This is a genomic window from Chthonomonas sp. (assembly GCF_035294505.1).
In the GTDB taxonomy this organism is placed as follows: domain Bacteria; phylum Armatimonadota; class Chthonomonadetes; order Chthonomonadales; family Chthonomonadaceae; genus Chthonomonas.
Window position 1 is genome coordinate 1 of sequence record NZ_DATGKU010000091.1, and the last position, 12,196, is coordinate 12,196.

Annotated in this window: 13 protein-coding genes; 3 read left to right on the forward strand and 10 right to left on the reverse strand. The window is 54.6% G+C overall.

Annotated elements, in window-relative coordinates; translation table 11 throughout:
- Nucleotides 1-526 precede the first annotated feature (526 nt).
- Nucleotides 527-679 (reverse strand): hypothetical protein, encoded by a 153-nt coding sequence (locus VKV18_RS05250; protein WP_324203187.1) that lies wholly within the window; start codon nucleotides 677-679, stop codon nucleotides 527-529.
- Here VKV18_RS05250 and selD point away from each other — a divergent pair.
- Complete coding sequence (gene selD / locus VKV18_RS05255) at nucleotides 641-1,717, forward strand: selenide, water dikinase SelD (protein ID WP_324203175.1); 1,077 nt, start codon at nucleotides 641-643, stop codon at nucleotides 1,715-1,717. The genes VKV18_RS05250 and selD overlap by 39 nt on opposite strands.
- 78 nt (nucleotides 1,718-1,795) lie before the next feature.
- Here selD and VKV18_RS05260 read toward each other — a convergent pair whose 3' ends face one another.
- The 3 genes from VKV18_RS05260 to VKV18_RS05270 all read right to left on the reverse strand — a co-directional run bounded on the left by VKV18_RS05260 (nucleotide 1,796) and on the right by VKV18_RS05270 (nucleotide 5,271).
- A complete protein-coding gene (locus VKV18_RS05260; protein ID WP_324203176.1) occupies nucleotides 1,796-2,350 on the reverse strand; it encodes a hypothetical protein in 555 nt (184 codons plus the stop codon).
- A 98-nt stretch (nucleotides 2,351-2,448) separates the two neighbouring features.
- Nucleotides 2,449-4,554: a choice-of-anchor tandem repeat GloVer-containing protein gene (locus VKV18_RS05265; RefSeq protein ID WP_324203177.1), complete on the reverse strand. Its 2,106-nt coding sequence runs from the start codon at nucleotides 4,552-4,554 to the stop codon at nucleotides 2,449-2,451.
- A 150-nt stretch (nucleotides 4,555-4,704) separates the two neighbouring features.
- Nucleotides 4,705-5,271: a sigma-70 family RNA polymerase sigma factor gene (locus VKV18_RS05270; RefSeq protein WP_324203178.1), complete on the reverse strand. Its 567-nt coding sequence runs from the start codon at nucleotides 5,269-5,271 to the stop codon at nucleotides 4,705-4,707.
- Nucleotides 5,272-5,813: 542 nt separating this feature from the next.
- On the opposite strand from VKV18_RS05270, the gene VKV18_RS05275 reads away from it, so the two are divergent.
- Nucleotides 5,814-6,836: a Gfo/Idh/MocA family oxidoreductase gene (locus VKV18_RS05275; RefSeq protein ID WP_324203179.1), complete on the forward strand. Its 1,023-nt coding sequence runs from the start codon at nucleotides 5,814-5,816 to the stop codon at nucleotides 6,834-6,836.
- Between the two features lie 10 nt (nucleotides 6,837-6,846).
- On the opposite strand, the gene VKV18_RS05280 is transcribed toward VKV18_RS05275, so the two are convergent.
- The 4 genes from VKV18_RS05280 to VKV18_RS05295 are packed head-to-tail and all read right to left on the reverse strand — an operon-like array spanning nucleotide 6,847 to nucleotide 10,518.
- Entirely contained in the window at nucleotides 6,847-7,932 is a 1,086-nt protein-coding gene (locus VKV18_RS05280; RefSeq protein ID WP_324203180.1) for a carboxypeptidase-like regulatory domain-containing protein, read from the reverse strand.
- Nucleotides 7,929-9,206: a vitamin K epoxide reductase family protein gene (locus VKV18_RS05285; RefSeq protein ID WP_324203181.1), complete on the reverse strand. Its 1,278-nt coding sequence runs from the start codon at nucleotides 9,204-9,206 to the stop codon at nucleotides 7,929-7,931. Before VKV18_RS05285 ends, VKV18_RS05280 begins: the two co-directional genes overlap by 4 nt.
- 55 nt (nucleotides 9,207-9,261) lie before the next feature.
- On the reverse strand, nucleotides 9,262-9,759 hold the full coding sequence (locus VKV18_RS05290; protein ID WP_324203182.1) for a DinB family protein: 498 nt from the start codon (nucleotides 9,757-9,759) through the stop codon (nucleotides 9,262-9,264).
- Nucleotides 9,760-9,801: 42 nt separating this feature from the next.
- The gene (locus VKV18_RS05295; RefSeq protein WP_324203183.1) at nucleotides 9,802-10,518 is read right to left on the reverse strand and encodes an N-acetylmannosamine-6-phosphate 2-epimerase; all 717 of its coding nucleotides are present in this window, start codon (nucleotides 10,516-10,518) and stop codon (nucleotides 9,802-9,804) included.
- 90 nt (nucleotides 10,519-10,608) lie between these two features.
- On the opposite strand from VKV18_RS05295, the gene VKV18_RS05300 reads away from it, so the two are divergent.
- Nucleotides 10,609-11,271: a hypothetical protein gene (locus tag VKV18_RS05300; protein ID WP_324203184.1), complete on the forward strand. Its 663-nt coding sequence runs from the start codon at nucleotides 10,609-10,611 to the stop codon at nucleotides 11,269-11,271.
- A 71-nt stretch (nucleotides 11,272-11,342) separates the two neighbouring features.
- Here the strand turns inward: VKV18_RS05300 and trxA are convergent, their stop codons facing one another.
- Nucleotides 11,343-11,666 (reverse strand): thioredoxin, encoded by a 324-nt coding sequence (gene trxA, locus VKV18_RS05305; protein WP_324203185.1) that lies wholly within the window; start codon nucleotides 11,664-11,666, stop codon nucleotides 11,343-11,345.
- A 223-nt stretch (nucleotides 11,667-11,889) separates the two neighbouring features.
- Complete coding sequence (locus VKV18_RS05310; protein ID WP_324203186.1) at nucleotides 11,890-12,105, reverse strand: cold-shock protein; 216 nt, start codon at nucleotides 12,103-12,105, stop codon at nucleotides 11,890-11,892.
- Nucleotides 12,106-12,196 lie beyond the last annotated feature (91 nt).

Here is a 12,196-nt window from a genome sequence, read left to right on the forward strand (position 1 = left end):
ACCTCGAAACTGTTGTATGTTGAAAAGATAGGGTTATGACATGTTCTAATTGAGGAGTATTCGACCATTCTCTGGTTGAAGGGGTATCTAGGTTGATAGCTGCCGCAAGGAAAGGTGTGTGAGGAGGGGGAGATGGTATAAAAAGCCTCGTTGGATGGGAGACAAAATGCCGGTGATGTCGGTATCTTACGTTATAATAGACGAGACCTCCCAATAGGGCTATACTTAATAGTAGCGCTAGACGGTATTTCATAGGCGTTCTGTGAGTGTATGTAGACATTGATTTGTTATTTATTTATATGGTTACAACAATTTCGCCCGGATTTTTCTCTCCTTGCCCTTATCTGATTTAGGAGTGCAAGTTGCAAACCTCCTATGTTCTCACACTATTATGCGCTAACAGGCTGTTTATTTTCAATGATTTAGCCTTTTCATATAGGCTATGTGTCATGCCGATGGCCGCAAATCGCAGACCTTTGCACGGCAAAGTGGATATACAATTGGAACTCGATTGTGTAGTTTAGTTTCAAGCGCGTCTCAGCGCTTTCGGTTGCCAAACACGGAGGCTTTTCTGCGTTTTGGGGATTTCGATGGTAAGATGATTGTAGAGCCACAAGAGCGTAGGAAAGGGGGTGAGGTTGTGAGCGAGCCGATTGATCAGCGGACGCGACTGACGCATTTGGTACGTTGCGCCGGTTGAGCCAGCAAGATTGGGGCAGCCCAGATCGCGCAGGTGCTGCGCGACCTGCCTCCATCCGTCTCTCAGGCGCTGCTGGTCGGGTTCGATACGGCCGATGATGCCGGCGTCTATCGGCTGAACGAAACGACGGCGCTGGTACAGACGGTAGATTTTTTTACGCCGATTGTAGACGACCCACGTTGGTTTGGAGCTATCGCCGCAGCCAACTCCCTTTCGGATGTCTATGCGATGGGCGGGGAGCCGATCACGGCCCTCAACATTCTATGTTATCCCGTTCGGGAGCGCCCTGCCGAGGAGCTGCGCGCCATTTTGGAGGCCGGTGCAGAGAAGACCCGTGAGGCGGGAGTGGCATTATTAGGCGGGCATAGCGTGGAAGATGCCGAGCCGAAGTTCGGCATGGCCGTTACAGGCCTGGTACATCCCGAACATATCGCCACAAATGCCGGGGCGCGTCCTGGAGATGTTATTGTGCTAACCAAGCCGTTGGGCACAGGAATCATCACCACGGCGGCCAAGTTTGACGAGTGCCCCGCGGATGTCCTTGAAGCGGCCTGTCGGAGCATGGCCATGCTGAATAGGGGAGCGGCAGCGGCCATGCGCCGTTTGGGAATAGGTGCGGAGCTGCCGGTTCACGCGGCGACCGACATCACGGGCTATGGGTTGCTAGGACACCTGTTCCAGATGGCGAAGGCGAGCCGCGTGGGCATGGAGTTAGAGAGTTCGGTGCTTCCTCTCCTGCCGGAGGTCGAGCGTTTGGCAGCGGCTGGCAACGTGACCCGAGGCGAACACGAGAATCGCGCCTATTTAGGGGCACATTTGGAAGTGGCCGCAGGAGTTGCGGCCACCCGTCTCAGCGTGATGCTCGACCCACAAACCTCCGGAGGCCTGGCTATTGTGGTGGCACCGGAGAGTGCAGATGCGCTGTTGGAGGCTTTGAAAGCAAACGGGGTTGAAAGCCCGGTAGTGATCGGCCGTTGTGTGCGGGATGTTGCATTGCGGATACGGGTCTTGGGATAGGGCGCTCCCATTGTGCTCAAGAACAAGGAGAAGGGAGCGCCCGGTGGGCCTTTGAGTCAAAGTCTGTTTTCTATTTAGCTAGGCGCGTTTGTTCCCAAGGATGCGATGGGCGATACATTTGTACTTTCGATGTCTCATGGTGAGAATGGCTCCGGCAAACAGGCTACATAGCGCAAGCCCGGTGGCGCTGTTGGTTTCAGGCGTATTCACATTGATGCGAAAGTCGGCAGATACACTTCCTGGTGCGCCATTATCTACGTAATCGAGGGTATAGGAGCCTCGAATGATGGCCGGGGGCGTGTTGTTCGAGGTTACGAAGACGTCGAAGAGATCACCCGTCACACTATCGCCGAAGTTGCCGTAGGGTTGGAGGGTAGTAGGGAAGAAGTTAAAGAAGTTGTCGGTTCCCGTTGCATCGCCCATCACGATATCGAGTGAGCTACCGACGACATCTATAGGGTTGCTCATATCCGTATTTTGCACCAACCCTTGAAAGCTGTAGGAGGTGTTGCCTCCCCCGCTCTGAACGGGGCTGAAGAGGGTAAGGGAAAGTTGAGCCTTCGCCGTCGCGGGGGCCCAAAGAAGGCCTAACATGATTGTACAGGCCGCTATAGTGAAGTGAGTATATTTCATTTTCTAGAGTTCTCCTTGTTTAAGTAGACTCGGTTGATTAAAGTAAAGAGAAACCAGAAGCCCTGCCCATGACGAACGAGGCTCCAGGTCAGAAGCGTTTAAGGATATGGAATCAGCACAGTGAACGGAAGCGTCTTGCCAGGGAACAGAGGATTGGTGTAAGTACCCGTTACCCTTAGGAAGAAGGAACCTCGTCTGTCGCCGCACAAGTTTCCCCTCCAATTCCGTCCTCCTGGTAGCGTAAGAGCAAAAGGACCTGGGCCTGGTGGAATAGTGCTTTCCACAGTTCCTGCGGCTATGTTCCCTATCAAAGCGCCGCCCGCAGGGCGGTTGGGGTTAGAAACTGGGCGGCCGGTCGCATCTAGAAGAGTAATGCTAGTTATTGTAACAGCGTTCGCTTGAGCGGTACCAATATTGGCAATTTGAAAATCTACCAATAAGGTGCGACCTGCCACAATACATGCGGCGGCACCTCGTGCCTCGGGTTGTCCTACCAGATTTGGAAAGCCGATATTAAAATTGAAGTTCGGGCCGGCGTTGAAGAGGATGTTGTTTATTTGGCAGTTGACGCAGCCAGGCCCTCCGTTGAAGATGCCATCGGGTACCGGAACGATGATATCGTTGCCCTGAACCTGCACCTGTACGGGGAAGATGTTGGGCCCACGGCGCCAATTGACTTGAAGATCGTTGGCCGGCGGTACCGGCCAACCGGGTGGTACGTGGAAGTGGAGGGGAGGAATGGGTTTTGGGGGCTGCGCCGGAAACGGGAGGGGATTGCCTTGAGGAGGAAGAAGCGGTCCGACTCCTCCGGTATCTAGCGCGCCAGTTCCGTTAGGGCCGCCATGTGAAACCGGCACGATGAAACCACCATTGGGAGTTTGAATGGGTGGGCCGGGGTTGGCTCCATCGGTGTTGGTTCCATTGGTCAACGGTCCGAAGTTGTGTAGGTCGGTAAAAGGCATTCCGGCCGGCAGGGGCAGGCGAAAGAGGGTGCCGGTGCCATTGGGGCCACCATCAGAAGTCGTGCCATAGATATCCCCGCAGTCTAGGCCTTGTATCAGGGCAGTGTTCGGGTGGGCGCCGTCGGTATTGTGGCCGCTGTTATCGAGAGCGCTGAAGCTGTAGGCTACCGAGTAGGTGCCGATGAAGCTGTTTCCTGCTACGAACTGCCCACCGGTACCCGGTTGGATGCGAAAGAGGACTCCCGAACCGTTGCCTCCATTCACCGTTGTGCCGTAGAGGTCGCCATCACAGACTTGCAGGAGAGAGGCGGCAGGGTTGGCACCGTCGCTGTTGGTGTTATTGTTCGAAAGGCTGGTGAAGGCGTGAAGGAGCATGAACTGCTTCAGGTTGCCGGAGTTATCGAGCTGAACTTGGAAGACGGTTCCGGTACCGTTAGGGCCGCCTAAATAGGTCGTTCCATAGAAGAAACCATCTATAGCCTGGAGCAATGCTCCTAAGGGCATGGCGCCGTCGCTATTGGTGCCACTGCTCAGAGCGCTGAAGTTATAGAGAGTGTTGAACGTGCCTACAGGGGAACCGTTCACAACAAACTGTCCGTTAGCATTTGGCCTTATTTGGAAGATCGTTCCAGTCCCATTAGAACCACCTAATGGGGCCGTGCCGAGAAGATCGCTGTTTTTCGCCTGAACAAGTCCGTTCGGCTGCGCCCCGTCGCTATTGGTGCCGTTGCTAAGAGCACCGAAGCTGTGGAGCGTAGTTAGGTTGCCGGATAAGGTTAGCTGAAAGACGGTGCCATTGCCATTGGTGCCTCCGGCGGTTGTCGTGCCATAGAGGTTACCATTTTTGCCCTGAATGAGGGTAGCTTTTGGGTAAGCGCCATCGGTGTTGTGCCCGTTGCCATCCAGCGCGCTAAAGTTATAGAGGGTCAGAAAACTCCCGGAGATGGACAGGGCGAAGACGACACCGGTTCCATTCGTGCCGCCACTTGGGGCCACTCCATAGAAAAGTCCGTTGTTCGCTTGGACGAGACCGCCGACAGGAAAGGCTCCGTCGCCATTTGTGCCGTTGGAGAGGGCACTGAAGGAGTGTAAAACACCCATGTCTTCTTGCGCATGACACGACTTAGGGCTGATCCAAAGTACGGCCACAAGAACCAAAAGGAGCAAACCGAGCAAGCACAGACGTTTCCTTCGGTGTAAAGAAGCCATCTGACTGCGCGACATGTGAGTAAATCGGTGCATAAGCTGCCTCCTTGTGCAGAACGTTGCGGTTGACTAAGACGATTCCAGCATACGTCGAAGTGGTAAAATGCCTAGGCGCCGCACGAAAACAAGCACGGAATATTCTGATAGACATCATCAACTCATGAAACTGTTGCAGAGGCTTTGGGTTTACTCCATTTCGCTTAGCACCTGTTGAATGGTTGGACGGATGACACGGCGGAGGCGAGTGCGAACACCGGAAGCGCTGAGGTGCCTCGTTGCAGGAAGGGCAGAGGCTATTTCTTTGGAGTTCATCTCGTAGTGGAAGTGATATGTGTAGATAAGGCGGTCGCAGGGGCTGAGGTGAGAGAGAACGATGGCCTCTACCTGACGGCAGAAGAGAATGCTGTCGAACTCGCTCTCGCTGATGGAGCTTTCGCCAGCAGGTGTCTCCGCCGCAAGCGTGTCGGTGGCATGGGCACTTCGTGTGTGAAGGTAACTGAGGCAGTGATTGCGGGCGATGTGCCAAATCCATGTCATGAGAGCACACTCGGCACGGTATTGGGAAAGATGCTTGGCGGCGAGTAAAAGAACCTCCTGTGCGGCATCTTCAGCCTCTTCCGGGTCGTGGAGAAACCGGCAGCAGATGCGAAAGATGTTGTCACGGTAGGTGCGACAAAGATAGTCTATCCGCTCCGCTTCGGATAGACAGCACAACGTCTTGGTTTGTGCAGTTGGATGCAAATGGAACGGCACTGTTTCTCTCCTAGTAAACGATATTTTTGAGCTTGCATCGTGGCCCACCGAGAAGTAAACAATCTGTTGATCTTGCCGAACCAAATTCCGAGTGATTGAATGTCGAGCTTGTAGTTATAGAAAATTCAACATATATCATTAATCATAAATATATGTCTCATTTTCGTTTCTATATCATAGCATAAAGGCGTGAAATTATCGTGAAATGTTCAAAAACAAAAATCGCATATACGTCCAAACCATGCTGATGAAGCGAGGCCCTCTACAGGGCTACCGGAGACCAAAATTGAGATGAGAAAAAAATAGAGGGTATAAAAGCCGGCGGTTCTCGAACCGCCCTTGCGCAGCAGGCGCATTTTGAGGAGACAAACCACCACTTAACAAGGCGGAGAAAACCGATAGTAGGAGCGGCCCCCTAACTTGCCGTTGGGAGGTCGCACGAGGAACCCAGGGAGGCGAGGGCGTGCTTCAGGAAAAGATGCGGTAGACTCTGTTGGCACGAAATTGCGCTGAGCCAGATATTAGAAAACAAGGGATAGAACATGCTTAGAGTAGCCTTGGTTGGTTGTGGGGTCATTGCCCCCCAGCATATTACTGCTTTCGCCAAACAGCAGGAGCGCGCGAGCCTTGTGGCCTTTTGCGACCTCGACAGAGAGAAGGCGGAGCATGCCCGACTCCTTTATGAACAGCGGCTAGGCCGGGCAAGCCAAAGCCGAATCTTCACCTCCTACAATGAGGTTTTAGAAGAGGACACGATAGATGCGGTAGACCTTTGCCTGCCCCATCATCTTCATGCGGAATATGCTATTGCGGCCGCGAGGGCCGGCAAGCATATTTTATGTGAAAAGCCTCTGGCTAACACCTTAGAGGACTGCGATCGCATGATCGCCGCCGCTAAAGAGGCCAACGTGGTGCTGTTCCACGGAGAAAACATGCGGCTTGATCCGGTAGTGAATCGGGCGGCGGAGATCGTGCGTGAGGGACGAATAGGCACCATCACCGGTTTACAGCAGACCTACGCACACTGGCAGCCGGAGGCTATGAACCGCGGCTGGCGCGCGCGACCGGAAGAGGCGGGCGGAGGCCAGCTGATGGATGCGGCGATACACCATGTGGACATCCTCCGTCACATCGGTGGCGAGATCGTGCAGGTGCAAGCGATGACCACACAGCATCGCCCGGAGCTGGGGCCTCAAAGCGAGGACACCGGTGTGCTGAACTTTCGTTTTCAACGAGGGCACCTTGGGCAGCTTTTTGCCGGGCATGCCACGCGCAATCGCGGCGGCTCTCCTCTTCTGACGGTTTTCGGCACCGAGGGCAGCCTCACGTTGGAAGCGTTTTGGCCAAGACGGGGGTTGGTGTGGTTCCCTGCCAACAACGAACCTCAGGTGCTTATCGAGAATCATCATTGGCAGGAGAGCTTTGATGCCGAGGTGGCTCACTTTCTAGATGTGCTTTTAGAGGGCGTTCCCTTACGGGCGACGCCGGAGGAGGGGCGCAGGAACGTGCAGATTATTTTGGCAGCCTACGAGTCGGCGCGGACGGGGCAATTGGTCGAGGTATAGCCTTGAAGGGCTAGCGCTGTGCCGGTGGCAGCACGGTTAGGGTTAAGTCGGCTCGGTTGCGACTGCACACCAAAAGCGGGTTATAAAGATAAGGCTTGTGCGGGTCCCAAAGCCCGGCTCGGAGGATGTTGTGTTCCACATCGGGGCGACGTCCGGGGTGCTGCTCGTCGGCGCCGTAGGCAAGAATGCTGATCGTTTGATCGTTCACAGGAAACCGTTTATCCACCTTGAACTCGCCCTCGTACCAACCGTCTCCTTTAGGGTAGAGCTGCCAGATGAGACCGTTGCGGTTATCGCGTGCCACAACCACAATGGCGACTTTGGGCACCGATGGAGTGGGGAGTAGGGCCTCGATGCGCACCGTTTGGCCGTAGGCGGCTAGGCTTGGAGAGAGACGAGCCTCCGTGAAGACGAGATAGTTCGAGTCGGCACGAGAAGGCTCTTGAGTGTTCAAAGAGGCCAGTTGCACGGGATCGACCCAGGCTACGGTCGCCTTCTGCGTTCGGCCGGCCACATGAAAGGTATCCTCTTCCATCCAGTAGATGCTTGTGGGGCCGGCAAGGTCTTTGTGCCCGGGTGCAATGACCTTCAGCATCAGGACACCAGGTTGCTTTCGCTTCGGTTGTTGTTGGGCGAGCGTCTGTTTGTCTGTAGAGAGAGCGAAGAGGGTTTCATCCACCACGCCGGCGCCAACCGCAATGCCGCCTTTCGTGAGGGGGTTGGGGGTAGCCGCGGCCACACCGGCTGCGGCGGCGTGCACACCGGCACGCAATGGGTTTGCGATAAAGTCGAAAAGCCCTCCAACAAGATGACCGGCGGTATCAAACACTTGCGCCAAAAACGTTTGGCTATGATGTTGGGGAAGGTGGAGAGCGCTTACCGGAAGAGCGAGGAGGTAGTTGCCGTTATCGTCGGTATGCGCGTAGTCCACCACCTGATTTCGGTCGTTAAACACGGCCACAAGCGCGTTGGAGAGAGGCCGCCCGTCGGCATCGGTAACTTGGCCGGAGACATAGACCACATCGGCGGCCGTTGCTGCCAGACTTCCAACAAGTAGAAGGATTATCGTGGCCAGGATGGCGAAAAAGGGTTTCACTTCCACACCTCGTTATTTGGCTCTTTGAGAAGTTTTTCAAATTCGTCAATTCCTATAAACGAGTAGATATGGTCGGGTGTGATGAGGAAGAAGGTTGGTGTGGAGTTAACTCGAGCCTGAAGGCCATCTGCGTAATCCTGGCGCACCCGTTGGATGATGGCGGGGCTGTTCATATCGGCAGTAAACTTTTGGACATCCATGCCGAGGCTTCTGGCAAAATCGGCGAACTGGCTTGGGGAGAAGCCCGGCGCCTGCATAACGGCCTGGTTTTTAAAGAGTAGGTCATGGTACTGCCAGAACTTTCCTTGCAGGGCTGCGGCCTCCGCCGCTTGGGCTGCCAGGCCAGAATAGGTGAAATGGAGAACGGTGTCTAGGCCAAGCGGAAAGTTGCGAAAGACGAGGCAGATATCGGGATGGGATTTCAGCAGGCCGGGCAACGCCTGGGCCGCCTCGGCGCAGTGCGGGCAGTTATAATCGGCGAACTCCACCAAGGTATATTTTGCTTTTGGGTTGCCGTAGATGTGCGCCCCGGGGCGAACGAGAATGGAGCGCATGTTGATCGAGTGCTGAACGGGGCCGGTATAGATGCTGCCCAACATGGCTACGATACCTGGGACGTAGATGAAGCCCAAAAGCACCAAAATGAAGCCCAGCACCAGCGCCAACATTTTCTGTTCGCTGTTTAGTGGACGGCCTTGTTGCACATAGTCGTACCAGGCGATGCCGGCCAGAACGGTTACGGTGAGGGCAGAGGTAAAGCAGTAAGGGCAGAAGGAATGTTGAACGAAGATCGCGATATATTGAAGCCACCAGGAGATGCAAAAGCCCAAGGTAGTCAGTATCCAGATGAGGCGATCATAGAAAAGCAGACGCGAGAGATCGCCGGGGCTTAGGGCGGTTTTCCAGTCGGGGACGGTGGGGAGGGAAACTGTTCGGACTTGCGATAGAGCCGACGCTGTTTCCGTAGCGGCGCCTACCGGGGCCATGGCCGGTTCGGGAAGAGAGGCCGGCATGGCTTCCGCAGTGGGCAGCAGTTTTCTGCGAAGAAGGGCTAGCGCGAAAACAAGCAGATACATGCCCAACCCAAACGCTGCAGTAGGTATCGGCCCTAAATGGGAATAGGGGCCGTGAAGAATCTCCGTGCATCCTGCCCCCTTTATGCTGCACGGCAGCGGTGCCGAGGGCATGAAATGGGTGAGCGTTAGATAGCCCGCTAGAAGAATGCCGAAGGCAGAGAGTACTAAGGTAATGTTGTTCGTGAGAATACGTTTCATAACGACCTCATTCAGGGTTAAATAGGCCTACAAAGCCTCTTTGTTCTTTTACGCATTAGGATGTAACTTTTTCCGCACGAAGGTGTTGGCGAAGATACTCTATTTGGGATGCGTGTTGAACATCGTGCAGCATGATCTCCGAGATAACTCTAGACAACGGAAGAGGGTTCTCATCGAAGAAAAAGCAGTTGCGTTCGATGTCGGATTCCTGCAGTTGCTCCAGTTGGTCACACCATGCGGCGCCTACCTCTCGATACCAGCTACAGATTTCGGGCCAGGAGATGGATGGCGGTGGTAGGATTTCCGGATGTTCCATCGGAGAGACGGCCTCCTCTCCACGCAGCAGGGGCAGCGAAGCCTGTTTCCAAGCGGCCACATGATAGACGATGCCCGCGATGGAGCCATCTTGGCCAATGCCCCAGGTCTGTCCCGGCCAATGGGGATGCTTGTGGTAGAGGGCCTCCTGCGGGGTAATGGCCTCTATCTCCCTCAAGAAGCTTTGATACGCCTCTCTCGATTGCGACTTCAAGAAAGCTAGTAGACTTTGCGCCATCTTATTCTCCCATGCAAATTACGAGCGGACACAGAATAAACATCACCGGGCACAGGCTTTCATGGCGGCCACATAGTTGGCGGTGACGCGATCGATGGCCGTAATCGCCGTGCCTACAACAACGGCCCAGGCGCCGGCACAGAGCGCCTCATAGGCCTCCTGTGGAGAGCGGATACGTCCTTCGCAGATAATGGGGCATGAAACCTCTTTGGCAAGTTGAGCGACAAGCTCCAGGTCGGGGCCGCCCTGTTCTCGCTTATATGCGGTGGAAGCCGTATAGCCACTAAGGGTCGTGGCGACGAGATCGGCGCCGGCCTCTGCTGCCGCCAGCCCCTCCTCAAAGGTGGAAATGTCGGCCATTGCCAGAGCGCCCAACTCGTTCTGAATGAAGTGGAGAATCTCCTGCCAAGTATGGCCATGGGGGCGTGGGCGGGAGGTGGCATCGAAGGCGATAATGGCTGGTGAGGGGGTACAGCACGAGAAGACCTCCTGCGCCGCTTGCGGTGTGGGGGTAATATAGACCTCGAAATCGGGGTGTGTTTGCTTGTAAATGGCAATAATCGGCACGGAGACGTGTTCGGAAATGGCGGCGATGTTGGCCGGCCCGTTTGCCCGTATGCCCACGGCCCCGCCTTGCTCCGCTGCCGCCGCGAGGGCGGCAAGCACCTGGGGATGGCCGAGGGGAGTGGATGGATCGGCTTGGCAAGAGACGATGAGGCCCCCTTTCAGGCGCTGAAGGAGTTGTTGTTTGGCTGTCATCTTTTTTCGTGCTTGATGCGCTACACTCTTATATTAGGCAAGGCTGTAACCGTGCCGTGGGCATTACGTCTTATTTGTAAGGAGGGAAAAATGCGTTCTTATTCTACCCGAATAGGGCGGTTATTGTTAGGATTGTGTTGGCTATGTGGTTTCGCCCTGTTAGGAGGGTGCCCATGGGCTAGGGCGGATGCAAGGGGGCAGCATGCGCAGGGCAGCACGGTGGAGGCAGATGCGTTGATGCGCCAGATGCAGGAGATCGCTTGTTTGCAACTGATCACCCCGCTTCATTTAACCGACGCGCAGCTTACCAAAATCGAGGCCATTCTTGAGGAGACCATCAAAGACTACGATAAACAGATGAAGGCCGTGGCAGCCAAGTATTTTGCCGATCTGGTGCCTAAGATTGAGGCGGCGCATCAGGCAGCGCTTCTCGGCAAGCAGCCACCAGATGATCTACAGCAGAAGTTTGATGATGCGTTAAACGCCGTGTTAAAGGAGCGCGATGTGATCAACAACAAGAATATTGCCGCGGTTTCCAATAGCGTTCGACCTCTGTTGACCGACGATCAAATAAGAACGGCCGTCAAGCTAGCTCATACTATTCCTGGATTCAACAAACAGCAGGGCACAGACGCACAGTGGTTCAACTTGTGGGTTGCCACCGCATTACTTGACTACGACCGCATCGTGCCTCTCTTGAAGGAGTTGCAAAAGGCACAGGCGGCAGCCGGGACGACGAACACGGGCAAATAGGCCACTTTTCATTCGACCGCCGATGATCGAGAGGTTTCGACCATCGGCGGTCTTTCACCGTGTGGGAAGCGTTATAACAGCGCTTCTAGCTTGCGGGCGAGGGTGTCTTTCGAGGTGGTGCCGATCCACTGATCCACAACCTTCCCGTTTTTGAAAAAGAGAAGCGTTGGGATTTGGAGAATGTTGTACTTTTCGGCGATCTCTCTTTCCTCGTCTACGTTCACCTTAAAGACTTTGGCTTTGCCCGCATATTCCTGGGCAAGCGCTTCCACGTGGGGGGCGATGAGCCGGCATGGATTGCACCATTCTGCCCAGAAATCTATTACAACCGGTACATTAGAGTTGATGACTTCCGCCTCGAACTCGGAGGCGGTAAGGGGGCGAGCGTGACTCATAGAGTTGACTCCTAACCGTTAAGAGGTCATGAACCTCCGTCTAAAGTAGATTGGGATACAAAATCGTTGCGAGAGAGGCAGGACTAGACCCCTCGCAACGATCTGCTTCGGATAGCACTTACGAACCACCCTAGAGAGAAGTTCCTAGAGAAGTTCGCTATCTATCCTGATATTGGGTTTCGGCCAGAGCAGGGGCTATTTCGGGCAGCGAAGGCGTAGGGGCTTAGTTTGTGGGAGTGATGGCGATGACGTTTGCGGCCTGCGGCCCTTTTGCGCCCTCAACGATCTCGAAAGTGACCTCCTGCCCTTCCGAGAGCGTTTTGTAGCCCTCTTGCTGAATGGCGGAGTAGTGGACGAAAATGTCCTTACCCTCCGGAGTTTCGATGAATCCATATCCCTTAGCGTTGCTGAACCACTTAACACGACCTCTAATTTGCATACACGTCCTCCTAAAGAAGGAAACGAATTCCGGTATATGCCCGGTGGTCATCAAAAAAGTATAAAGCCTGTATGCCAATTTGTCAAGAAGA